General features: G+C 67.4%; 21 protein-coding genes and 2 pseudogenes. 11 read left to right on the forward strand and 12 right to left on the reverse strand.

Annotated elements, in window-relative coordinates; translation table 11 throughout:
• Positions 1 to 399: 399 nt before the first annotated feature.
• Together H1Q64_RS14155 and H1Q64_RS14160 are read right to left on the reverse strand one after the other, a co-directional pair.
• On the reverse strand, positions 400 to 1,320 hold the full coding sequence (locus H1Q64_RS14155) for a hypothetical protein (RefSeq protein ID WP_237905843.1): 921 nt from the start codon (positions 1,318 to 1,320) through the stop codon (positions 400 to 402).
• A 108-nt stretch (positions 1,321 to 1,428) separates the two neighbouring features.
• Positions 1,429 to 2,232, reverse strand: a complete 804-nt coding sequence (locus tag H1Q64_RS14160; RefSeq protein ID WP_237905844.1) for a hypothetical protein — start codon at positions 2,230 to 2,232, stop codon at positions 1,429 to 1,431.
• 534 nt (positions 2,233 to 2,766) lie between these two features.
• On the opposite strand from H1Q64_RS14160, the gene H1Q64_RS14165 reads away from it, so the two are divergent.
• Together H1Q64_RS14165 and H1Q64_RS14170 are read left to right on the forward strand one after the other, a co-directional pair.
• On the forward strand, positions 2,767 to 3,114 hold the full coding sequence (locus H1Q64_RS14165) for a hypothetical protein (protein ID WP_237905845.1): 348 nt from the start codon (positions 2,767 to 2,769) through the stop codon (positions 3,112 to 3,114).
• Between the two features lie 384 nt (positions 3,115 to 3,498).
• The gene (locus H1Q64_RS14170) at positions 3,499 to 3,762 is read left to right on the forward strand and encodes a hypothetical protein (RefSeq protein ID WP_237905846.1); all 264 of its coding nucleotides are present in this window, start codon (positions 3,499 to 3,501) and stop codon (positions 3,760 to 3,762) included.
• 203 nt (positions 3,763 to 3,965) lie between these two features.
• Here the strand turns inward: H1Q64_RS14170 and H1Q64_RS34115 are convergent.
• A pseudogene (locus H1Q64_RS34115) lies at positions 3,966 to 4,217 on the reverse strand (transposase family protein); the annotation flags it as partial.
• Between the two features lie 386 nt (positions 4,218 to 4,603).
• Between H1Q64_RS34115 and H1Q64_RS14175 the strand changes: the two are divergent.
• The 3 genes from H1Q64_RS14175 to H1Q64_RS14185 all read left to right on the forward strand — a co-directional run bounded on the left by H1Q64_RS14175 (position 4,604) and on the right by H1Q64_RS14185 (position 5,865).
• On the forward strand, positions 4,604 to 4,852 hold the full coding sequence (locus tag H1Q64_RS14175) for a hypothetical protein (RefSeq protein WP_237905847.1): 249 nt from the start codon (positions 4,604 to 4,606) through the stop codon (positions 4,850 to 4,852).
• A gap of 409 nt (positions 4,853 to 5,261) precedes the next feature.
• Positions 5,262 to 5,630, forward strand: a complete 369-nt coding sequence (locus H1Q64_RS14180; protein ID WP_237905848.1) for a hypothetical protein — start codon at positions 5,262 to 5,264, stop codon at positions 5,628 to 5,630.
• Positions 5,631 to 5,670: 40 nt separating this feature from the next.
• Complete coding sequence (locus H1Q64_RS14185; protein ID WP_237905849.1) at positions 5,671 to 5,865, forward strand: hypothetical protein; 195 nt, start codon at positions 5,671 to 5,673, stop codon at positions 5,863 to 5,865.
• On the opposite strand, the gene H1Q64_RS14190 is transcribed toward H1Q64_RS14185, so the two are convergent.
• From H1Q64_RS14190 to H1Q64_RS14210, 5 genes and pseudogenes are all read right to left on the reverse strand, one after another.
• Positions 5,850 to 7,157 carry a Wadjet anti-phage system protein JetD domain-containing protein gene (locus H1Q64_RS14190; protein ID WP_237905850.1) on the reverse strand — a complete coding sequence of 436 codons (1,308 nt, stop codon included), beginning with the start codon at positions 7,155 to 7,157 and terminating at the stop codon, positions 5,850 to 5,852. The two genes, H1Q64_RS14185 and H1Q64_RS14190, sit on opposite strands and share 16 nt — an antisense overlap.
• The gene (locus H1Q64_RS14195; RefSeq protein ID WP_237905851.1) at positions 7,154 to 10,744 is read right to left on the reverse strand and encodes an SbcC/MukB-like Walker B domain-containing protein; all 3,591 of its coding nucleotides are present in this window, start codon (positions 10,742 to 10,744) and stop codon (positions 7,154 to 7,156) included. Before H1Q64_RS14195 ends, H1Q64_RS14190 begins: the two co-directional genes overlap by 4 nt.
• Positions 10,745 to 11,036: 292 nt before the next feature.
• Positions 11,037 to 11,579 (reverse strand): annotated as a pseudogene (locus H1Q64_RS14200) (DUF4194 domain-containing protein); the annotation flags it as partial.
• A 3-nt stretch (positions 11,580 to 11,582) separates the two neighbouring features.
• On the reverse strand, positions 11,583 to 13,001 hold the full coding sequence (locus H1Q64_RS14205; RefSeq protein ID WP_237905852.1) for a Wadjet anti-phage system protein JetA family protein: 1,419 nt from the start codon (positions 12,999 to 13,001) through the stop codon (positions 11,583 to 11,585).
• 434 nt (positions 13,002 to 13,435) lie between these two features.
• A complete protein-coding gene (locus H1Q64_RS14210; protein ID WP_237905853.1) occupies positions 13,436 to 13,861 on the reverse strand; it encodes a hypothetical protein in 426 nt (141 codons plus the stop codon).
• Between the two features lie 738 nt (positions 13,862 to 14,599).
• On the opposite strand from H1Q64_RS14210, the gene H1Q64_RS14215 reads away from it, so the two are divergent.
• Positions 14,600 to 14,995: a hypothetical protein gene (locus H1Q64_RS14215; protein ID WP_237905854.1), complete on the forward strand. Its 396-nt coding sequence runs from the start codon at positions 14,600 to 14,602 to the stop codon at positions 14,993 to 14,995.
• A 293-nt stretch (positions 14,996 to 15,288) separates the two neighbouring features.
• Here H1Q64_RS14215 and H1Q64_RS14220 read toward each other — a convergent pair whose 3' ends face one another.
• Positions 15,289 to 16,089 carry a hypothetical protein gene (locus tag H1Q64_RS14220; RefSeq protein WP_237905855.1) on the reverse strand — a complete coding sequence of 267 codons (801 nt, stop codon included), beginning with the start codon at positions 16,087 to 16,089 and terminating at the stop codon, positions 15,289 to 15,291.
• Positions 16,090 to 16,326: 237 nt separating this feature from the next.
• Between H1Q64_RS14220 and H1Q64_RS14225 the strand changes: the two genes are divergently transcribed.
• The 3 genes from H1Q64_RS14225 (at position 16,327) to H1Q64_RS14235 (ending at position 19,030) form a co-directional block, all read left to right on the forward strand.
• A complete protein-coding gene (locus H1Q64_RS14225) occupies positions 16,327 to 17,424 on the forward strand; it encodes a tyrosine-type recombinase/integrase (protein ID WP_237905856.1) in 1,098 nt (365 codons plus the stop codon).
• Positions 17,425 to 17,438: 14 nt separating this feature from the next.
• Positions 17,439 to 18,485 carry a tyrosine-type recombinase/integrase gene (locus H1Q64_RS14230; RefSeq protein ID WP_237905857.1) on the forward strand — a complete coding sequence of 349 codons (1,047 nt, stop codon included), beginning with the start codon at positions 17,439 to 17,441 and terminating at the stop codon, positions 18,483 to 18,485.
• 71 nt (positions 18,486 to 18,556) lie between these two features.
• A complete protein-coding gene (locus H1Q64_RS14235) occupies positions 18,557 to 19,030 on the forward strand; it encodes a hypothetical protein (RefSeq protein WP_237905858.1) in 474 nt (157 codons plus the stop codon).
• 7 nt (positions 19,031 to 19,037) lie between these two features.
• Here H1Q64_RS14235 and H1Q64_RS14240 read toward each other — a convergent pair whose 3' ends face one another.
• The 3 genes from H1Q64_RS14240 to H1Q64_RS14250 form a co-directional block, all read right to left on the reverse strand.
• Positions 19,038 to 19,370, reverse strand: coding sequence for a hypothetical protein (locus tag H1Q64_RS14240; protein ID WP_237905859.1), 333 nt, complete (start codon positions 19,368 to 19,370; stop codon positions 19,038 to 19,040).
• A gap of 600 nt (positions 19,371 to 19,970) precedes the next feature.
• A complete protein-coding gene (locus H1Q64_RS14245) occupies positions 19,971 to 20,588 on the reverse strand; it encodes a hypothetical protein (protein ID WP_237905860.1) in 618 nt (205 codons plus the stop codon).
• Positions 20,589 to 20,881: 293 nt separating this feature from the next.
• Positions 20,882 to 21,409 (reverse strand): hypothetical protein, encoded by a 528-nt coding sequence (locus tag H1Q64_RS14250; protein ID WP_237905861.1) that lies wholly within the window; start codon positions 21,407 to 21,409, stop codon positions 20,882 to 20,884.
• 338 nt (positions 21,410 to 21,747) lie between these two features.
• On the opposite strand from H1Q64_RS14250, the gene H1Q64_RS14255 reads away from it, so the two are divergent.
• Both H1Q64_RS14255 and H1Q64_RS14260 read left to right on the forward strand, forming a co-directional pair.
• The gene (locus H1Q64_RS14255) at positions 21,748 to 22,122 is read left to right on the forward strand and encodes a gamma-glutamylcyclotransferase family protein (RefSeq protein WP_237905862.1); all 375 of its coding nucleotides are present in this window, start codon (positions 21,748 to 21,750) and stop codon (positions 22,120 to 22,122) included.
• Positions 22,123 to 22,517: 395 nt separating this feature from the next.
• A complete protein-coding gene (locus H1Q64_RS14260) occupies positions 22,518 to 23,105 on the forward strand; it encodes a hypothetical protein (RefSeq protein WP_237905863.1) in 588 nt (195 codons plus the stop codon).
• Positions 23,106 to 23,174: the final 69 nt, after the last annotated feature.

The raw sequence follows: 23,174 nt of genomic DNA on the forward strand, positions 1-23,174 counted from the left end.
GCTCCTTGCCGCGACGACGGCAAGGGGCCCAACCGCAAAGGAAATCCGTGCGCTGCCTTGTGAGCCGGTTTGCGACGAGCCTTCGGCCTGGACGCCGTCCTCGCCCGGTCGGCCCGCGCGGCTGCGCCGCCGCCCTGCCACGGACCATCAGCCAGCCCTGCTGGCGGTGAACCGCATCGCAGGCCTGGCATTTGATCAGGCGATTCTTCGGGCGGGGGCTGCGGTGTCGGTGAGCGGGGGGGCTGGGTGCGGCGTGAGCAATGATTGGAGCGGAAGTGGAGCTTCCGCCTGCGCCCTGCCATCCGCCTTCGGGGCCGTGGCTCCTTCGTGCGGCGCGCCCGTTCACGGGCGAACCGCGACAGCCGGCAGCGCGAGCTTCAAAGGGGCGACGGTGCCCGTTCAGCCCGGCATCTGGAGATAGCGCCAGATGCCGGAGGTGCCGTGACAACCGACCCAGGACGCCGAGACCCCGGCGGCCTGTCCGGAAAACTGGCGGCACCATTCGGTGCCGGAAACGCCGTCGCGCAACGGCGTGACGGAGACCGGCGGGGCCTGCCGGTCCGGCATCACCGGGACGTTCAGCGGTGCCCCGTTTTGCGCGGCAATCTGCGCCGCGCCAAGGCGGCCAAGCACGTCACCGAGGCGCAGACGCTCCGGTTGCGTCGCCTTGACGAAAGCGAGAAAGGCGCTCAACGACGCTGCATCGCGGGCGTCGCGCGGCACCGGCATCGGCCCTGGCGGCGGCGGCAGCGGCGCCTTGCCACCAGAGGACGGCTGCGGCGACGGCGGCGATGATGGCCGCGCATTTCCGCCGACTGACGGCGGCGACGCATTCTCTTTCACCGGCTTTGAGTCAGAAAGACCCTTGGCCGAGACCGTCACCCGAAAGCGCTGCAGCGTACGCGGGCAGCAGTAAGGATCCGTCGGTCCCATGATCGTGCCCGTGTATTCGACGAAGCCCGGCCCGATCACGAAGTCGTGGGGACTCACCCCGACAATCTGCTCGCGCACGCCGGCCGGCTTGTAGCCCATTCCGGTCCCCTTCATGACGAGCATGTGCTGATACTCGCCGGAAGCGCCGCCGGCGTGAACATTGAAGATGGCGACGACGTCGTCGTTCCCGTCGCCGTCGATGTCGCCCTTCACCGCTTCGGCGTGACGCAGCCGGCCATGGTAGTGGTTGTCGATCCAATCAACCACGTCCGCGTAGGCCGGGTCGTCCAACGCCACCCGCTCCGTCGCCCAAGCGGCGCCGGCGACCGTTGCCAGTTCAGCTACGGCGAAGGCCGCGGCGAGGCCGTGGCGGAAGAAAAAGCTCATGCGTCTGTCTCCTCGGGAAGAGCGCGTCTGGAAGGACGCGCGTCGGTTCGCGCCGTCCATGCAGGTTTATCGTCTCCGGGCGACGCGCCGATGGGCCGCCCGGATCTCTCACTTCACTCGCGGGCTGCCGACATAGCCTTGACCGCTGTTGGGCAGGGTGCTGCCGACATAGCCTTGACCGCTGTTGGGCAGGGTGCTGCCGACATAGCCTTGACCGCTGTTGGGCAGGGTGCTGCCGACGTAGCCTTGACCGCTGTTGGGTAGAGTGCTGCCCACATAGCCTTGGTTGACCGTGGGCGCGCCGTAGCCATTTGGCGCAGGCAGCGCACGATAGCCGTTTCCGATGCAATCCTGCACGTAACCGGGTGCGGCGTTCTGCTGCATCCAATCCCGGCAGGAGGAACGCAGGCCATCAATGGATGTGCGCTTTGCCGCTTCGATCTCCGCGTGATGAATACGGTCCATCTCGGCGCGGGCGCGGTTGAACTGGCCCCAGGTCATGCGGCCGTCGGCAAAATTCTGGCCGACCGACCAGAAACGGTCCCGGGATGTGCGGATGGCGACGACGAATCCTCCCATCGACGGCGATCCAGCGACAGAGTCGAACGCGCGATCACAGTTGCGCCCAATGGCCAGATAAGTCCTCATGGCCTGACGGTTCTGCCCGTCAGGGTAGGATGGATCGTTGTAGTTGGCCTGGCTCATACTGGAAATACGCTCAGGAGATCGCACGTTCAAAACGTCCATCCCCGACTGATTCTGGATCTGATCATCGCAGGCCTGAAACTGAGACAGGGCAGCATTGAATTGCCGTTCGTCCGGCGAAACACCGAACGGTGAAATGCCGTTGCCAACACATGCCGAAAGAAGGGCAATGGGAATAGAAAAGATGATACGCGGAAAGAGGTTCATTGATTTTCCCTTTCAGATTGGTGAGGTTGTGCGAGAACCGAAGTGTTCTGTTTGAGTTAAGATAATATGCTTTCAGTTTTAATTGAAAAAGACTTTTGAAAAAGCAGAGAACGAGTGATCTGTCTGAGTTAATTTGGTGTCGATAGGTTTCAATTTGCCCGCCTCGTTATTAATTGCCGACTTTGGTCGATGTAAGCGCTGGCAGGGGTTTCTGAGAGAGAAAGCTTGGGGATGTTCTTTTCTTTTGTATGAGGAATCTTTGGGATTCTATTTCTATGTCGCGTTGCTATCAGAATCTTCATTTTGGTTCGATGTGCCTTTTTGTCACACTTCTGCAAGTCTTGTAGAGTATTCTACTGAAGGGTGAGGAGATTCTCGGCTACAGCACCTTCAGGCGGCAGTCCCGAACAGGGCGATGATGAAGGCGGCCGGGAGCGGGCATAGCGGTGGCGGGAAGGGCGGTGATCTGGTCTTTGGGTGCCATGGCCACTGCGGGCTGCGCTCGAGGGTGTGCGGCTCGGCGAGGCGGCGCAGGTGCTGACCGCCGACATCCAGTTGCGCTGCTTCGATCAGGAGAACTTCACTGACTGGAATGTCGATCTCGACGATCCTTCGGGACCGTGGACCCGCCTGCGGCGGTTCTCGCCCAAGGACGCGGACGGTGTTCCCACCGTCGGCATCTGGTGCATCGACGTCATTCCCGAGGATGGCAAGAGCGTGAAGACCGCCACTTCGAAGCGGATCATTCCGATCCACCCGCTGCTGCTCGAGCTCGGCTTCCTCGACGGCGTCGCCGCCCAGAAGCGGGCCGGCAAGCGGGACCTGTTTCCCGGCCTCCGGTTGGAGAACGCAAACCGCGACGGCGAGAACCTCCGGCAGTGATTCCGCCGCTGCCTCGACTGCGTCGGCATGAGGCGGCAGCGTCTGCCGTTTCAATCGTTGCGGCACAGCGCCGGCCCGCTCCTGCTCAACCGCGAGGTTCCGGATGTCAGAAGTCAGCGAACTGAAGTGGCACGCGCAGCCGGGGAAGACCCGGAACCGCTCCTACAAGGGTGCGACGCTGGCGAAGCCGACCGAGGCGATCACGTCGCTCAACGACCGCGTGCACACGGCCATGGCCGATGGTCAGCTGTGCCTGGTGGCGCCGCTGGCGGGCATGCAAGCGCGGAGGTGCCCGCCGGTCCGGAGGACGTCCTCGAGGTGCGAACGGATATTCCCTTCCCAGCGTCGCACGGATGTGGCGCCCTCGATTAAGGAACAGAACGCATGACCGACACGAACGACACGGAGCGCATGGTCCTCATCGCCACACTGAAGCGGGATGCGGATTCGTTTGAGACGGTTGGCAGGGCCGTCGCCGACGCCCTGTTCACGGTCCGCCACGCGGCGGTGCCGCTGACCGGTCAGGACTCGGCGATGGAGGCGATGCTCGAGGGGTTGAACCAGGCGATGGTCAATTCGGCCCAACTGACCGAGGCGCTCCGTAGGTTGGCCCGCCGGGTGGAGCGCGATGAGATGAGCGGGGCATGAGATAGCGGAGATCCTCGCCCGCCCGCACTACCTCGATCGCAGAGGCTATGCGTCCTGGACCTTGGCTCCGCTGGTACCGGAAAGCGCCTCGGCGACGGTCGAGTAGCGAAGCCTGCCACCTTTCGCCTTGGCGGCCGGGTGTGGGAATACCCGGTCGCCTCCGCGTGGAAACGGTGCTCGTTCGGTGAAGCGCGGCGGGCCAGGACCACCAATTCGATCGGGCGTCCCGCGAGGGGGAGATCCGCAAGGTGCCTGCAATTGCGGCTATGCACCCGGCTTGAGTGGTTGCCGCATCCCGGGCACGGGCTGCCCGGGCTCGCATGCCGTACGGTGATCCGTGTTCGGGCGCCGTCATAGGTGGCCCCTTCCACAATAATGCCACGCGGCACCAAGGCTGCCGGTCGGAGAGTCTGCGGCATGCGGCAGGGACAACTGTACCCGTTCTTCAGCGCCATGTTTCAGCCAGGAAGTGATGACGGCTTCTACGGGAATCTACGGGAATCGATTCAAACGAGGGCACGCGGCAAGGCGGACACCTGCCTCCGTGCTGCTCGGAAGCCGAAGCCTGATGACGCCCGTATGGGAATCGCACACAACGGTGGACATCCATGGAGGAGCAGAGGAAGCGGTCCAGAAGGTCGAGCACCTGCTGGCCGGTCCTGGTGCGTCAGGACGGTGATGCGGAGGCGTTCGCCAGCCGGGCACGGGCCTCACCGCAGGGGCGATGGACGGTCAAGCCCGGTTGGTGGGACCATCCCGCCAGGGAGTGTGGGGAAGAGGAACCGGCATGGCGGAACGGGGCAGTGTCGCGCCGATCTGGCGCTCGTCTTTTCAGGGGGCGATGTGGGACCTGACCGTCGGCAACGGGCACGCCGTCGTCTACGATGACGCGCGTGCGGCAGGCTGGACCGTCGCCATCTTCACCGGCGGCCTGTCCGTTGTTGAGGAGCGCGACGCCGGCCCGCGCGCCGCGGCGATGGAGCAGGCGCTGCGGTTGCTCGCCGATCACGGCTTGGCGAGCGCCCACGAAATCGCCGCGGCGCTCCGCCGCCTCCCAGAAACCTCGGGCGCGGCGCGGGACAGCGCCTGACGCCGCGCCTCCGCCGGGGTGAAAGGCCGAAGTCCGCCGGCCAGGACGCTCCGCGGACGGTCTCATCGGCGCACCGGAATCCGGCCGCACCATCCCGCGCGTGCTGCAGATGCCCGCCGGACGGAGTGCTCCCATGTCCGGGTCAGCGAACTGATGGGACATGCCCAGCAGGGGCAGCCCCGGAAACGCTCCTACAAGGGCGCGCGGCTGGCGAAGCTGACTGAGGCGATCGCGTCGATTAACGACCGCCTCTACACGGTGAGGGGCGGCGGCCAGCAGTGCCTGGTGCCGCCGGCGGGTGCTCGAGTGAGAAAGCTTCCACAGGTTCGGAGGACGTCCTCAACGAGCGAACTGATCTTCCCTTCCCGGCACCGCACGAACGTGGAGCCCTCGGTAAGGAACGGAACGCATGACTGACATGACCGACACGGAGCGCATGGTCCTCGTCACCACGCTGAGGTGTGACGTGGAAGCGCTCAGGGAGGTGGGTGAAGCCGTCACCGATGCCATGGTCGCTGTCTATCGGACGGCGGTGCCGCTGGCGAAGCAGGAAGAGGCGCTTGATGGAATGCTCGAGGGGTTGAATCAGGCAATGGTCAAATCGCTCGAACTGGCCAGGGCGCTCCACAGGCTGGCCCGCCGCGTGGAGAAGGATGAGATCAGCGGGCATGAGTTGGCGGACATTCTCGCCCGCAAACACTATCTCGATCGCCAGGGCTACACATCCTGGACCTCAGCTTTGCCGGTGGCGAAAAGTGATCCGGCGCCGGGCGAATAGCGAGGCCGGTCAGCTTTTGCCTTCGCGGCCGGGTGCGGGAATGCCGCGAACCCGTCCTGCGCAGGCGGAGGGCGCCGCTTCGCTCTTGGAAGCAGGCGATCGTGTCATTCATTCCTCGGCGTTGCCGCGCGCCGCGATGCAGCTGACCGGGCATCGCTCCGAGCGCGCGTTCGCCGGATACGTCGAGGATCGCGACGCCGTCGTGGACGATGCCGGACGCTACCCGCCGCTCTGATGGGGGGCGCTCCCGGAGGCGTTGCCAGCGGGCACCGGATCCACGGCCTCCTGCTCGAGGAGGAGGCCGGTTTCCACAATCGTCCGGGCGATGATCCCGACCGCTCCGGGGCGCCGGCTGAGCGCTGTCACGTCGCTTGCGCGCCCGGCACGCCCGAAGCGGCGCACGGTCAATGCGTCCATCAGGTGCGGAACGACCGCGGCCCCGAGGCTGTCCTCCAGATGGCCGGCGATGCGCGCGCCGCCGGCGTCGACGTCGCCCCAATGGAACAGGCGGGGTGGCGTCGGGGCCGCGCGGAGCAGATGGCGCAGCGCCCGAATCACGGCGAGGCTCGGGAATCCCCCGGTGTAGACCACGCACACGTCCGCCTGCCGCGCCTCGCGCACCTGGCGGTGAAAGGACGTGAGGTTCTCGATCGTCAGAATCGAAAAGGGGCCTTCGCCGTCCCAGGACAGCCCGTCCAGCCATTCGCGCTGGACGGCCACGAAGGGCGGAGCCGTGCCGGGCAGCAGGCCGTCCTCCGGCGTGTTCCCGAAGCGGACGGTCACCGGACCGCTGAGGAAGACCGGGGCCGGGAAACGCGTCAGGCCGAAGCGGGCGAGGAGCTCGTCGTCGGAAAGCCCCTCGTCCGTCGTCGGGGCGGGGCCCGACGACGGGGCGGCCTCCGCGTCCTCGGCGTCGACCTGGGCCACCGAGCGCAGCATCCGCACCAGCCCGGCCCGGTGCCGTTCGACGATCTTGCTGGCGTCGTTCGGATGCGTCGGGAACACCCGCACGGAGAAGGTCCGCGGATCGGCGCCCTCCGCCTCGCCGCGCGCCAGCGCCGCGAGGATCCGGAAGCGCTGGTCGATGCCGGCCTCGTCCGACGGCGCCAGCCCGAACGCGCTGTCGCCGCGCGCCCAGCGGCCGCAGGCGCGCTCGGCGAGCCCGTCGAGCCAGCGGGCGTCGGCCGGCAGGAGCCGGCGGATCCGCTCGCCCAGGTCCCGGGCCTGCGCCGTCGCCCGCCGCACGCCGAGGAACGCGGCGAGCGCCTCCAGATCGGCGAGCAGGACCTTGTCCACGAGGTGGGCGCGCTCGTGCTTGCCCATGCGGACCTCGACGGCGCCGGCCGCTTCCGCCGCGGCGAGCGCCTTGAGGAAGCGCGCCTCGTCCTGGCCGGTCGGCAGCCGCGCGTAGTCCGGCTTCTCCGCCACGGCCGCGCCGTCCCGGCGCCGGTCGCCCCGCCGCAGCAGGCGCCCCAGCAAGTCGCGCGCCGGGCCGTCGAGGACCGCCGGTGGGCGGGACGCCGTCACCCGACGCCTCCCGACGCGCCGGCCGCGTGCTCCTTGAAGGCCGCAAAGCCCAGCAGCCGCGGGTTCTCCGAGCGGAAGCGCTCCCGGGCCAGCTCCTTGACGTGCTGCGTGTCGATCATCACCGAGGTGCCGATGCGGGAGATCGTCACGATCGTCTCCATGAGCTGCTCGAAGGTCGTCCGCTCCTTATCGGGCGCGGCGATCACCGTCTGCAGGCCGATGCTCCGGTTGAAGGCGAGCACCTCGTCGATCACCGCGGCGTCCATCTTGTTGAACGCCTCGTCGAACAGGGCCAGGGAAATTCCGCCGTCGAGCCCCTTGCGATCCGGATAGGCGGTTGCCGCGAGGGCGGCGCCGATCGCGACGTAGAAGGGAACCTGCAGCTGGCCGCCGGACGCCGTGCCGATGCGCCGCGCCAGGTCCGTCTTGACCACGCCCTTGCTGTTCAGCATCTCGAGCCGGAACTCGAAATACCGCCGCGGGTCCTCGATGTCGCCGATGCCGGCGTCGGGGTCGGTGGCGATCTCCTGCAAGCGCTTGAGCGCCCGCGCGCTCTCCTCGTCCAGACCGTCGGCGTCCTTGGGGGCGGTGTTGAACAGCGGCATGTCGAAGGTCGGGTCGGACGACCGCTCGATGAGCGCGATCATGTCCCGGTAGCCCGGCGCCTCCTGGCGCGCGAAGCGGTACGTCAGACCGTGGAACGAGCGCTTGCGCAGCTGCCGGTTCAGCTCCTCGAGAAGCCCGCCCATCGCGTCGAACGCACCGCGCATCTTTCCGACGAAGTCCTCCTTGAAGGTTTGGATCGCCTCCAGCCGCGCCCGGGCCGCCTCGGCCTCCTTGCGCACGAGCTCGTTGTCGCGCAGGTTGGCGTCCTCGGCGGCGACCCACGCGGCGACCGCGTCGATCTCAGCCATCCGGTCGTCGTCGGACGCGTCCGCCGCCGCGTCATCGGCCAGAGGCCCCGCCGGCACGCACGCCGGGCGCGGAAGGTCGGAACGTCGGAGGTACTCCCGAACGGCTTCCAGGAAAGCGTCCTCGGTGGCGGCGAGGCGCTTGTCACTGCGGAGCAGAACGTAATCGTCCAGGTGAGCAAGGGCGGCCGGCAGCCATCGCGGATCGTCGGCCGGGTTCTCGACGATCGTGAACTCCTCCATCAGCACGCGGTCGAACTCGGGACGCCCCGGGTCGCCGTCCGCGGTCAGAACGGCCCGACGCTCCTCGGCCTGCGACGCCTCCATCACGCGATCGGCGTAGGCGAGCGCCCCCGCGACCTTGTCCCGCAGGTCCGCGATGCTTCGCTCACTCGCGCCGATGGAGTCGCGCACGCCCTGCAGGGCGCCCTCGATGCGTCCCTTGTCCGCCGTGGCCTCGCGGATGGCCTCTTCGGTCGCGTGGAGATCCGCCTTGGCGGCGCGGATCGCCTCGATCAGCGATCGGTCCTGCGCGGACTCGAGCTGCTGCCGTCGCGTTTCGGCATCGGCACGGTCCTGCGCGATCCGGCCGAAATCGGCCAGGCTCGCCGCGAGACCGGGCGCCGTGAGCCGCTCCAGTTCCGCCACCGCGTCCCGCAGGGCGCGCTCGGCGCAGCGCAGGCGCGTCAATTCGGTCTCCTGTTCGGCTAGATGCGTCTCCGCGCTCCGACGGCTCTCCTCCACCGAGTCCAGCATGCCCTGGGTGTCGATTTTGCCGAGCAGGAACGGGACCGGCGCCCGCAACTTGCGCACCGTGCGGCCGCCCGCGGACATCAGGTCCCGGGTGATGGCGGCGTCCTCGCGGCGGAGATCGGCCTCCGTATCGACCATCAGGATGCCGCCCAACGCGTAGTCCAGGAAAGCCCGCGCGTGGCGATCCTCGGCGGCGATGGCCGTCGCCAGCGACCCGGCTTTCGCCGGCCGCGTCTCCGCGGTCTTGGTGGTGTTGACGACCATCGCGCCGTCGAGGCCCTGCTGCCGGCGATAGGTCTTGAGGGCTTGCTCGTAGGCGCCGGGTTCGACGAGGAGGGCTTCGCGGCGATCGCCGAGCGCCGCTTCGGCGGCGGCGCGCCACTCCTCGTCGAGGTCCGTCACGCGCTCGCAAAGCGGGGTTGCTTCGATGCCGTCCGCCCGCAGCGCGCGCATGAGGGCGAGCGTCCGGTCTGACAGCAAACGCTTGCCGGCACGAACGCGTTCCGCATTCTCGCGGTTGAGCTCGAGTTGTTTGTTGAGCTCGGTGATGCGGGCCTGTGCCGCGCCGATCTTCACGTCCACCGCGTCCAGAGCGGACCTCAGGGCCGCTGGCGCGGCGGACGCCAGGAGGGCGGCCGAGAGACGCACCTTGTCCTCCGCCGGCAACTTGCCGCCTGTGGCGATCTGCGTCCGCAGCGTCGGATCGATCCGGTTCATGGCCTCGGGCGCGACAGCCTCCGCAAAGGGCGCGGCGAGCGCGAACCGGGCGACCAGCCGCCCGGCGGCCACCACGGACTCCTGGCTCCGCCATTCGCCGAGACGCACGTCGATCTCGCGGATTTTGACCGCCACGCTGTTCAACGCCAGGGTGTCGGAGTTCGCCGCATGAGCCGCCTCGAGAGTCCGGAGGTGGTCCGCGTCGGCCGTTTTCTGTTCCTCGAGCCGTCCCAGAGCGGCGGTCTTCTCGGCAACGGCGTTCTCGATGGCGCCCTTCCGGGCCATGAGCTGACCGAGCTTCGCGCAGGCGAGGTGAAGGTGCCCCTGCAGGGACGCCAGACGGCGGCGGGCCAAGGTGGACCTCTGGCTGCGGACGTTGCCGACGCGGGACCCGAGCGCCTCGACCTGCGTCAGCCGATCCTTCAGCTCGGCGATCTTCTTCTCGATCTCGGCGTACCGAGCGATGGACGCTCGCATGTCCGCGACGGACACGGGCTGGCTGTCGAGGATGAAGTTGCGCACGAATTCGGTGGCCGAGGTGACCGACTTGAACGTGACCGCGTTGCGGAGGTTCTTCAGGAACTTGTTCTTGTCCATCCGGCCGAATTCGGTTCCGGCGATCAGGCAGATCTCGGAGACGAAGAGTTCGGGGCCGGTCGGAGTGTGCAGCGTCAGCGCGTCGTCCGCGGCGATGCGCGCGCGCGCCTCGTCCCATGGCAGCGCCTCGCTCCAGCGCGTCCCGTCGGGGGCGGTGCCGGTGTCGGCGACGTCGTCGGTGGTCAGGATGCGCCCTTCGACGATGAACAGCGCCGCGACGGTCTCCCGCGCCATCTCCCGATGCGCCTCGAGGCAGACGCCGAGCGTCACCTCGCGGCCGGCGTCGGTCCGGCGGAATCCCATGAGGAGGTAGGTGATCGCCTGTTCACGCAGGAACGTGGCGCCTTCCGCGTCGCTGTCAGTCTCCACGTCGTCGATCGCGCCGAGGCAGTAGTCGCGCACACTGCGCCGGGACTTCGTGACACGGGCGATCTCGTCGTTCTGGACCGAGGCGTTGAGCCGCAGGCGGGAGCGGTCGTCGCCGGTGAGGACCGTCTGCAGCGCGTCGAGGATCGCCGACTTGCCGGCGCCGTTGTGGCCGAGGATGGCGGTCCGCCCGTCGATCCGGATGTCCTCCTTGAAGAAGGCGTACCAGTTCACGAACCTCATGTGGCGCAGCTCGAAGTACGAGGGCCGTCGGGTGTCCGCGGCGCCGTCCCGCGCGCCGGCATCCAGCGGGGGCGTGATCGTGCTGTCCGGCATCGCCGGCCTCGCAGGGTTCGTGGTCGCGGAACGGGACGCGGTCGTCGCCGTCCGGCGCGTCGTCCGGTCCGTCCCCGTCCGGACGGTCGTCCTCGGCGTCGATGAGACCGGAGGGAACGGTCGACCGGCCCGCGTCCGCTCCGGCGCCCTCCGCAACCGTTTGGGCGTAGCGGAGCAGGGACTCCAGGCTCGCCTCGCTCATTGCGAGACGGATGGCGGGCCGAATTTCGAGCGTCGCGTCCTGTCCGTTGTCGTCCAGCGCGCGCACGAGGCCGTGGCGCTGAAAGCGGCGGACGATCTCGACGCAACGGGTGAGGGGCGGGCGCCGGCGTTGGGCCCGCTCCTCGATCAGCGTCCAGACCTCGCCGAGCGTGGTGTCGCACCGGCCGCGTTCCTTGAGGTCGAACGACGCGATCCGTTCCGCGTGAATGACCCGCAGCGCCAGCAGAAACAGTGTCTCGTCCAGTTTCAGCGTGCGCGGCGCGGCCCCGTCCTGGTCGAGGATGCCAACCAGACGCTCGCGCTCGTCGATCACGAGGTCGAAGCCCATGGCGTCGAACAGCGATTCGAGGTAGGGCCGGTGCCGTCGCGCCAGCTCGTAGGGTTTCGCGCCGCCGTGGTCATCGGCGTAGATGAACTGGCGATCCCACAGGGCGCGGACGGCAGCGCGCAGATCGCCCTCCAGCGTCTCGGCTTCCTTGCCCGTCGCCCGGTCGAGAATCGTCTGCAGGTCGCTCAGCATCGGTCAGTCCTCGGCGCGGACGGTAGGGAGGGAACGGCGAAGCACGAAGTCGCGGGCGATCAACCAGTCGTTCTCGACCAGACCGTCGCGGTGCTCGATCTCGAAGCCGTCGGGCAACGGAATCCGCGCGATGGGCAGGGCCCGCAGCGCCGAGAAGACGAGGAACTCCTCGATGTCCTTCGGCGGGATGTCGCGGGCGCTCACCTCGTCCCGCCCGCCGGCCTCCGCCTCCTCGATCTTGCGGCGGACGTAGGCCATGAACTGCGTCCGCGTCAGCTGCATCCGGCGGTCGAAGGTCAGCTTGGCGCGCTCGAAGGCCTGCTGGAGGGGGTCGAGCGCCGGCTGCGCGTAACGCCGCTTGTGCACCGGCGGGCGCGGCCGCTCGGGACGCGCGAGGCGTTCGCCGCCGATGTGCGACGGCGTGTCGAACAGCGCGGTCTCGAAGACGACCGGCTCGTCGTTGCCGAGGTGCGGCACGGACCGCGCCAGCGCCGCCAGCCCCGTGGCGAACCGTTCGGCGCGGCCGGTCTCGAGGGAGTCCATGTACCGCAGCGTGTTCTCAAAGCGCCGTTCGATGTTGGCTTTGGTCCGGTCGATGCGCGCACGGAAGGTTTCGATCACCTCCATCGACAGCCGGATGTCGCGGAGATCCTCGTCGAGCTTGGCCTGCGCGTCCTGCACCGAGTCCGCGACTCCCTGGGCCACGAGGTTGTCGGCGATGGTCGCGCACAGCTCGGCGTCGGAGCCGATCCGGTCGACCAGCTCGAGGATGCGGTAGCGGTGGCGGTAGGGATGGTTCCGCACCGAGGTCAGCTTGCGGTAGTCGCTGATGACGATGCGCTTGACGAACTCGTCGAAGAACGTGCGGACCAGGCCGTTCAGGGTCGCCTGCTCGAGGAGCGTCTTCTCGATCTCGGCAAGCGATCCCACGACACCACGGGCGTACCGCGCGAACTCGCGGGCGCGCTGGGCGGCCTCGGCGACGCCCTGCGCGTTGCCCGCGCCGTCCTCGGTCGCCTTGTCGAGGGTGCCGACCACGCTGAGCACGGTGCCGCCGAAGGTCTCCGACCGCGGCCGCGCCAGGGCGCACAGCCCGCCCAAAAGCTGGGCGACCTCGACGTCCATGTCCACGTGAATCGACCATCCGTCCCGCTGCTCGCGCAGCCATCCGGTCTCGACCAGCTCGGCGTAGGCGAGCTGCGGCGTCAGACGGAACTCGTCGCGCTCTTCCGGCGCCAGACCGGGCACGTATGACTCGAGGAACGTCTCGATGTCCGCCGACACGTCGTCCCGCGTCGGCTGCCGCGTTGTGTCGAGGCCGAACAGACCGTCGTGCAGCCTCGCCAGGAGGGCGGCGTACGCGTGACGGTACTTGCCGGTAAGCAACCGGAAGATGTCGTCCGGCAACCCTCCAAACAGCACGCTCGCCTCCTCGCTTCCCCACGCCACGGTGCGGCTGGGACGATAGATACCGTTCCGTCGGCAGGAAAAGGAAAATTGCGCGGCATGCGTGCCGTGGGGCCCATTAAAAGCACAATGAATAGGCCCTTTGGCATGAATCATTCTCGTTGGATTGCAGGGCTGTTCCCAGAAAGGACATCTGTCCCGCCCACCCACGTCGGAAAAGCGGCCCGCCGTGCACCTGCGGCGCGCAGCCATGGCCGTACTTTTCGGTTGCAGTGGCGTGCTGCGAGCGTGTCGGGGACGCGGACTGGCGCAATCGGACACGGGTGCCGGGCAGCGATCGCCACGCCGTCGCTGTCATGCACTCTTTCGCTTCGGGGCGCCGGGCGGTATCAGCGGGTATTCCGGTACGCCGTTGTCCAGTGTCCGCTGGATGGCGAACGTCCTTCCGGTCAGGCGTTCTGGCGACGACGCGCCGGTACCCTGATCCGCCCGCGCAGGCCGGCGGTCGCGGCGGCACTGACCAACTCGGTCAGGATCGCACCCAGGCCGTACAACGTCGCCGCCTTGATCACCACCGGGCAGTCGCCAGGATCGGCCAGCGCCGCGCGGATCCTGTGGCCCTGCACCACCAGGGCGGCGACGCTCTCGAGAATGCGTCTCTCGCGCAGGTCATGGCTGCGGGCGGCGAAGAAGGCCTCGGCGTTGCGCCGCTCGGTCGCCGTCAGCTCGGCGGCGACGCGGGACGGCAGGCCCTCGGCGTCCAGGGGCAGCGTGGCGACGACCCGCTGCCGGTTCCGGCCGATCGCGGGGTCGTAGCGGACGCTGATCACCTGAAGGCAGCCGGCTCCACGCTTGCCCCTGCGCTCGCGGATCATCGCGGTCCTCCGGTCGTCGGGTGTGAGGCGGGCGCTTCCCGTCCGCTGGCGGACGGGGCTCGACAGCCGGCGGACCGGCATTGTCCGCCTTTTCCGGAAAGCGTCTCCGCCGCGCTCCAGTTCGCCGCATTCGCCGTCATCGCCATCCTCACCATCCGTTCATCGGTGCGCCGGGGATATGGGTTTGACCGGCTGCCGGCATCCCTCGCCGTCCCTCCATTTCCTCACCGCAGTACGCGCAGCGGGCCTCGCGATGCCCCTCGCCGAGGGGCGTCGCCTTTCCTCCCTTGTTCTTCTAATTCGACGGATTCAATGATTCAGAGAGCGAAAAGCCACGCCCGATCAATCGGTTGCCAACGCCATTCCGGCGTCTGTTCGGGGGGTTCCCGGCATTCGTTCGGAGGGATCCCGGCATCTGTTCGGGAGGGTTCCGGCATTCGTTCGGGGCCATCCCGGCATCCATTCGGGGGCGTTCCCGAGCAAGGCCGTCATCGGCGGACGAAATCCGGCAAAGGCTGACGAAAGCGGTCCGCAACCCCTTGATCCGGCTGAGACAGAGCAATCATCGAAGAGTCATCGATGACTGCAGCGACCGCAGTCATCAGGTGTTGGTTCACTTTTTCTGGAACCCGGCGTCGAAACGGCCCCATATGGTCGGCGGCGGCGCGACGCATTTCCGCTGGCCCACCCTCCGCTTGACCCGCCGAACCCGCATGGCGGCCACCGTGGAGGAGCAACATGACGACCGCCCATTCGCTCGAGGCCCTCGCCCGGCTCATCACCCGCAGCGCCGCCCTGGGGCGCGCGATCCATCCGCTGCTCGACGGCCCGGCGCCGTCCGAGGCGCTCCGGTCCCAAATCATGGAACTGGCGGGCCTCTGCGACCGGGTGCAGGACCGGAACGTCGACGACGAGGGTGACGACCCCGACGAACGCTACGAAGCGGCCTTCGACGCGGCCCTGCGCCGGCAGGCCGAACAGCGCGCCGTCGAGGCCCAGGTTCTCGACCTTCTTCAGGCGATGACCGAGGCCGCCGTCGTCAGTGGCCGCCTCGCCGCCCCCCACCAGCACCTCGAGATCACCATCACGGTGCATGACCGCCCGCGCAAGGCACGGGTGGCGGTCCTTCGCTGACGCCGGGCATCCCTGTCGCCATGTGACCGCAGGACGTCGAAGAATTCGGCGTCCTGCGCCCGCCTCCGCCGTTCACCGCCCCGTAGGGCCGGCGCACCGAAGGAGGAGCACCGATGTCGCTTGACCACTCTACGGTACAGCCTTGCCGAGGCTGCCTTCCGTTGCGGCGTGACGCCGCGGGCCCGCGAACGTTGCGTAATCCTGTTGGCCGGCACAATGCGCAGCGTCAGCCGCACGGCCCTGTTCGAGTTTGAGCACGCATACGGCAGGGTGACTCCGCAGGGATTTGATGTCTAGCTGGAGCGCAGGCGATCAATAGCCTGCGCGTTCGAAAGTCCCAGTCGCCGCACCATGGCGATGACGTCGGCATCACTTGGTTCATAAAGGTCCTCGGGCCAGCACGCCATAAACGCGGCTGCGGGCAGCGTCTCGAGGCCGATCCAACGGTCCCACTCGCTCGGTACCGAGAAATGCGCGATTCGCTCCACGCCGCCCAGCCACGTCAGCCCCGCGGCCCCATCGACCGTCAATTCTCCCCTCCGTACGCGGATGAGCGCGTGGATGGTGCCGTCACAAATGGCGTAAATCTCGGGGATGCTGACCAACGGATGCCGTTCTCGAAAAGCGGCCAGTGTGCCCGGCAGCGGTCGCGGCCGCGCCACCTCGGCCCCGTGAGGAAAGTACGGACGCAAAGCGGCGCTCAGCGCCGGAGCCGCCAGCGGGCGCTCGATGGTCCAATTCAGCACGACACCGACGATCGGCGCCCCGCCAGGCAGCCCGATGGTTTCGAGGACACGGTCGACCAGCGTCGGCGAGACGCCGGTGCCGCCGTTCAGCCAGCGCGACAGGTTGCTGCCGGCGACACCGGCGAGCCGCCCGACGTGGCGGACACCACCGTTCAACATGATCGCGGCACGGAGCGTTTCCCGGTCCCAATGCGCGTGCGCCAAGGGCGACCGATTGGCGGCGGCTCCCGTTGCTGCCCTCTCTTCCAACAGCCCCATATTGGCCGGGCGTGTCCCGCGCGAGCGGCGGCCGTCGGCCCTGCGGATCTTGGCGGTCCACTCCGTCGAGGCGCTTTCGGTTCCAGCCATACCACACCGCTCGAGATGATAACGACGATGATCGCGAGTGTCACAATTCCGAACGATGAAGACAACCCCATATCGGCGATGGTGGCGTGAACAGCAGCTTTTTCAGCATCCATGTGTATGGCGCTCGCCCCGTATAAGTGGCTTTATACATACCTTGTGTATGACAGAGTCCGAAATGCGGTGCAGCGTCAGGACGTTGGAGCGATTGGAACCGCGGCCTCCGAACGCCCCTTGAACATGACCACGACCGAGGCACAGATGCCACCCAAGACCAACCTGGTAGTGCCTTCCTCACCACTCCACGCGCCGGCGGGACGCGCCAAGACGATCGCCGAGCTCGCCGCGTACTCCAAGTCGCTGTCCCTCGCTGACCTGTCCCAGGTTCTCGAGGAGGGAACCAACGCGGCCAAGGCCGAAAAGACGCTCGCGACCTATGCATCCGCCTGGAAAGGCTTCCTAGAGTTCTGCGCGCGTCGCGGGTTCCGACCTCTGCCGGCGAGCGGCGAGGCCGTCAGCTACTACATCGCGGAGCGGGCCTTCGCCGGGCTCAAGCACAACACCCTCAACCTCGACCGCGCCGCCATCCGCCACTTCCACGTCCAGGCCGGGCACGTCGACCCGACCAAGGCTCGTGAGGTCCAGGACTTCCTGAAGGGTCACCAGCGCCTTCAAGCGAGCAACCGTATCGGCGTGGCCAAGAAGGAGCCGTTGCTCACGGACGACATCCGGAGGCTGTGCTCGATCCTCGACAACGACGACAGCCTGCAGGCGATCCGTGACAAGGCGTTGATCCTGTTCACGTACGCCGGCGCGCTGCGCGTCTCCGAAGCCGTCGCCCGGCGCATCGGCGACGTCCCGATCACCTCGAGGGGCATCGCCGTCTACCTCGCCACATCCAAGGGGGATCAAACGGGCAAAGGCCAGTACGCGGGCATCCTCCGCGGCGCCAATCCGGAGACCTGCCCTGTCCTCGCATTGGCGACGTGGCTCGAAGCGATGAAGAAGCAGGGCATCACGGACAAGGACCGTCCACTCTTCCCCCGCATGCGTGACTTTTCGGATCGCGGCCTGGGCGTCCGGATCCGCGACCAGCCCATCGGTACGAACTGGGCGCGCGAGATCCTCAAGGCGGCCTGCAAGAAAGCGAAAATTCCCGACGAAAACATCTCCTTCCACTCACTTCGGCGCGGACACATCGAGCAGGCGATGGCCAACGACGCGTCCATCAAGGAGGCTCTCGCCCAGGGGCGCTGGAAAAACCCGGAGACCCTCATGGAGTACTGGTCGAGGAGAGCTGCCCTCGACCTGTCCTCGTCGTGTCACCTCGGCCTCTGACCGGACACCCCGCCATGACCGATACATCGCGCAGGAGCGCCTCGCAGCGGCAAACGCAGGACAAGGAAGATCGCATCCGGCTTTCCGAGGCGCTGTCGCTGGACGAGCTCGCCCAGATCCTCGCCCAAGGCTGTGCCGCCGCCAAGGCGGCCTCAACCCGGAGCGGCTACGCCGACTATGTCCGACAGTTCCAGGAATTTTCGGAACGCCGCGGGTTGCCGAGCCTTCCCGCCGACGCCGAGACCATTCGCTTCTTTCTCGCCGAGAAGGTCAAGGGCGGAAGCATGGCCAGCACCCTGTCCAAAGCCCTCAGCGCCATTGCGAACCATCACCGGCAACACGGCCACGTGGACCAGACCAAGGCACCGACGGTCCGCGATTTCCTGAAGGGACGGCGCCGCCTCGAAGCGGAACAGGGGAACACGCGGCGGAAGGCGTCTCTGCTCACCGACGACCTCGCCGTCCTCGCCGCAACTCTCGACGCTGACGACGATCGCTGTGCCGCGTTGCGCGACAAGGCTCTGCTCCTCACCCAGTTCGCCGGCGGCTTCCGCAGCGGCGAGGTACGCTCCATCCATTTCGCGGACCTGGACTTCGTCGCCAATGGCCTCGTCGTTACCCTGCACCGTTCCAAAACGAACCAGGAAGGCAATCCCGAACCCGTCCTCGTCGCCTGGGGAATGAACGAGCAGACCTGCCCGGTCATTGCCATGGCCAAGTGGCTCGAGGAACTGAAGGGCCGCGGCGTGACAACGGGGCCGGTGTTTCCCGGTTTGACGTACGTTCCGTACGGCATCCGTCCGCGCAAGAAGAGCATCGGCAAAGGGGGGCACTGGCAAATGCTGAAGAAGCGTCTGAAGGCGGCCGGATTGGATGCCGACCTGTATGGAACGCATTCCCTGCGTCGCGGCCACGCGACCCAGGCCCTCGATTCCGGAGCGACGATTGAGGAGGTGATGACCCAGTGCCGATGGAAAGACCCGAAGATGCTCCTGCTGTATTGGGAGAGGGGGCGCGCGCTCATGGCCGGACAGACCTCCTCCGGTCATCTCGGGCTTTAGGGAAGATGAGCATGGCTGCCGCTCGCTCTCAGAAAACCCGCTCGGACGCGAGGGCGTCCCGGAGCACTCCCATGCGGTCATTCCGCGCGCCCGATGACGTTTGGGAGAAGGCGCTCGCGTTGCTGGCAAACGTCAACAACGACCGGAGAAGAACGAAGCTGCGGGCCTACAACATGTCGGATCTGCTGCGGTTGATGATGGAGCACTGCGTCGAGCACCCTGAATTCCTGAAGGGGCAGCCGGCTTCGGCTTTCGAGCTGTCGCCGGAGGTCGCCCAGCGCGAGGCGATTTTCCGCGTCAGGAACACCGATTCCGCCCACGCCGCCAATGACGTTTTCGACCGACTGAACCGCATCAAGGGCCGCCTGAAGGATAAGCTGAGCCCGGTCGTCTTCGCCGACGGCATCAATGCCTCGGGGGCCGAGAGGAGAGCGGCGCAGGTCTTCTTCTACAAAGGGAGTCTTCCGTCCGTAAACCAAGAGGATTTCCTGGTGCGCATCATTTCATTTCTCGATGGTCTCGAAAACAGTGAGAGTGCTGGCTGAGCCGTGCTCACGACAGGCCCCTAGAAATTCCCAAAGCACGTTGACCAACGGCCGGATCAGCCACTATTCGGTTCCGGGCGGCGATGCCGCTGCCCTGCTCGCGCTGATTGTCTAGGCCCGCAGCCGTTTCGAGGCCGCACTCGGCCGACCGGTTCGGGTCTTCTGCGGTCAAGAGGCGGGATACGATAGCTTCTGGCTGCACCGCCTCCTCGTCGCTTACGACGTCGAGAACCACGTGCTCGACGCCGCCAGCCTGCCAATCGATCGCCGCGCCCGGCGCGCCAAGACGGACCGTATCGACGTCGACGGGCTCGTGCGCGCCCTGGCTGTGTATCAGCACCGAAACGGGCCCCTGCGCCGCGTACACGCAACTATACGAAACGACGGAGAAATACCCGGATGAGGTGGGGTCCCGATCGGCGCTGATCGGGACCCCACCTCTGCGGCGAAAGACAAACGATACAAATGTTTGCCGGCCGGATCGACACGGGGTTCCAGTTCCGCGCCGATCCACAGTCCTGGCGGGAGGCAGACGCGCTGTCGGCCGCCGCCGCCGCTTGGTTGGGCCCACTGGTTAGTGTCGGCGGTGTGGATGAGAGCGACTGCAAGAGCGTTCTGCGCCACCGAGCCAACGGGAGGCGCCGTGCGCGTCACCCCGGAGCTTGGCGCTTGGGCGGAACGCCTGGAGGCTCGGGTGCGTGCGGAGTGCGGGCGATTCGGCCGCGGGCTCGGAACCGCCACCCGCGCCTGCTCAACATGGTGCTTCCCCAGCATGGGACGCTGCACCAAGCGCGGTGCCCTCCTGGATGCCGCGGCGAGCGGGCTGGGTGAGGGGTGTGAGACCGCGTTTCCGGGTCAGTTTGACGGCAGCGTCGCCGCCCCCGCGATGACGGCGACGCTGTTTGACGGCACGCCGGGGCCGGAAGGAAGCCCCGGGCTGTCAGGCCTCTAGTTTCTCGGTGTCGGCCTCATCGTCTGGGACGGTGGGAGCAACGCTCCAGTCGGGCACCCACTTTGCCGCTTTCATGATCTGCAGCAGTCGTCCCGTGGTCGACGGCTCCTGAGTGTATCGGATCGACGGGATCATGGCGTCGAGGATTTCAGAAAGCGTGATGATCCTGATCCCACCGCAGGCTTCGGGAAGGTTGGCGCGAAACAGGTCGCAGCTTTCCCACAGGCCTCTGTTCTGTTTCCCTCTCAGGCAGGTCCATGCCGTGTAGTGCGTGAACTCTCGCGACCCGGTGACCTCAAAAACTTTGTCCGCAAAGGCGCTTCCCCAAGTCCGGCTGGCCAATTCCCTGAACTGTCCTTCTCGCGTCGGGTGCCCGTCCTGAATTTGTCGCACGATCGTTTCGAGCGGCGGCGGATTTTGCCAGGACTTGCAGCTGACGGCAACCACCCGCAGCGCGCCAGATGCCCTTGGATTGAAGGCAAGGATGTCAATGTCGCTGTAATTGGTGCCCGCTACCGGCGGCCGGTATCTGATGTTGGCCTGTGTCATGTACCCAAGACTGACGAAATAGTCGTCGACAATTTGTTCCAGAATATCTTCTTTCATGGTCTTCTCCGGGAACGGGTGCGTTTTGATCGCGGTGAACCAGAAAGTCCTGCCGGAGTGCCGGGCGGCTGGGGGATCAGGCGGCTTCGGGCGAATTCAGAGGCGTGCCCCCGGGCACCATCGAGCCGCCGGGGCCGCGATTCATTCGGCACGTCTCGCCGGACTGACCATTGAGTCGCTGTCGCCGCTTCGGGCCGGGTCTCCCGACGTCACGCCCTGGACGGGGTGCGCGGCCTCCCGTCCACGTGGCCTCCGAACGTGCCTGAACAAACAGGGAGACTGGCGTCCGGCCGTCACTCCAGAGCCTCGGCCAGCGCTGGGCAGAAATCCGGATGACGCCGGAGAAACCTGTCAACGCCGCCGAGCCGCAGGATCCGCCTCGCGTCGGCGGCACCCTCGACAGCCTCGACGCCGTGCCCCTGCAGCCCACGGAGCATGGCAAACTCCATGCCGCGCCGCAGAGCGTCCTCGTAGCCATGAATGTCCGAAGCCAGCCTCGGAAATCGCTGTAGAGCGCTGGTCAGAATGGCAACGACGATGTAGGTCGGCGTGAAGACGAAATCGACCCGGGCGTCGGCCGGCATTCCGGCGTCGTTCGCGGCGACGGACCACGATCCCGGCTGCGTTCGCCCGAGTGATCCGCGCTGCCCGGTTACGGCGCTGCGGCAGAAGGCGTGCAGGTCCGTGTCGCTGAAACCAAGCGCCGGGGCTTGTCCGGACGTCAGGGCTTCCAAAAGCCGGCGCAGCCCGTCGACGGCTTTGATCATCGCCGTCACAGTGGGCGGGTTCACGACTGCAAACGCCTTTGGTAAACCGTTCATCCGATCCTCCCAGGCGGCTCCGCTACCGCGCGCCCCCTCCCGCGGCAGCGGGATCGGGAGCGGCTCGAGGAGAGTGGCTCTCATGAACCGTCCAATTGTGCTTGTTCCATGAGTTGGCCTTTGGGTCAAGGTTGTGAATGGACTGGCACCGTCGACGAACTGTCGCGGCATGTCATCCGAGTTCTCTCAACCGTTCTCTGTTCGACTGCCGGCCTCCCCTCACCACGACGGCGCCAACGCCGGGGCTGCCGAGCGACCGGATGTGACGTGCTCCTCGGCGACTGTGTGGGGCCGGACCGCCGGTGGGCGGCGGGAGCATGGCAACGGACGGAGGTGGCATGGACGCGGAAAACAGACTGGCGGTTTACGGAACGCTGCGCTTGGGACAGCCGAACTGGCGCCGCCTTCTGGGGGCCGCGCACCATCTCGGTACGCACGGTCTCGACGGCTTCCGGCTCTACGACGGTGGCTCGTTCCCCTATGCGGTGCCGTCGGCCGGAAGCCGGATCGTGGTCGATCTCTTCGCCATCGACGCGGCGATGCTGAAAGCCTGCGACTGGCTGGAGGGCCACCCCGACCATTACCGGCGGCGGCGGGTGGTGGTCGCCGGGCAGGGCGCGTGGCTGTACTGTGTCGAGGAGGCGGCCGGCCGGCCGCCGATCGCGCACGGCGACTGGCTCCGGCACAGTCGAGCGCCCGCTGGTGCGGCGTGACTGATGTTCCGCCATCGAAGCGTGCTGAACCGGACGATGCGCCACCGGTTCCTGGTGGCGCGGCGGTGGACTGGGAAGGGGCGGCCCTGCGGGATCCGCCCCGCGGGTGGAACTCGTGTCGCTCGCTCGCCCGTTCGGTCTCACTGTTGCGGCACCGCGCACCGTTTCGCGCGCCGAAACGACAGGAGGGGGGCGATGGACGACGGCTGGGGGCAGTGTCCGCGCCTGGAGCATCATGCCGGTGTGGGGGCTGAAATCCGCGCGCTGTCCGCTGGTGATTGGCCTCGTGCCCGGGGCCAACCCGTGCCGTGCCGCTCTCCGGGAGGCGGGCGACGACGCGGTGGCGGTCCGTCGGTTCCGTTGTGACGGGGACGCGCTGGCCGGCGCGGACGTGCATGTCGCCCGTGCTCCTCGCGCCGGTTGGCCGCGGGGCCGGTATGAGCCGCGGTGCACCGGAGGTCAACGTCAGCTCGCGCGATGACGCGCCCGCGTACGCCGTCGGCTGTTCGCACGCGGTGAGCTTCGAGGACAGCGGAGCGCCGCGGATGGTGTTGCCGGGCATCGATGCCGCCCGCCATCAGCGTCTGGTCTTCGACGACATCGTCGTCCCACGCACGCTTCAGGTTGGCCGTCGCGTGCTGCTGCCTCCCACACGCGGCACCATGCAGCGGCTCATCGAGATCATGAACGGCTTGCTTGGCGAGAGAGCGGAGCGGGTGCTGGTCCACTGTTCGGCAGGCCGTCGGCGGTCGCTGGCCGGCGCGTACATCCTCTTCGCGCAGGCGTTCGGGCCCGGGGCCGAAGAGGATGCGTGGGCGGCCACGGTGCGCGCGTGCACCGCCGAACGCCCCGAGCCCAACCCGCTCATGCTGGCGCTGGCGGATGTTTTGCTCGGGCGCGGAGGGCGCCTCTTCTCAACCGTCTGGCCCGACCTCGATCGCGGCGAATGGCTGCCGCCCGCCGCGGGATCATCCGGCCGTTGAGGCCGCTCGCCAGGTGCTGCATCAGCCGGGCTCGTGCGGCCGCCGGGGTCGGGCTGCACCCTGACCGCC

The sequence above is a fragment of the Azospirillum brasilense genome (genome assembly GCF_022023855.1).
Taxonomy (GTDB): domain Bacteria; phylum Pseudomonadota; class Alphaproteobacteria; order Azospirillales; family Azospirillaceae; genus Azospirillum; species Azospirillum brasilense_F.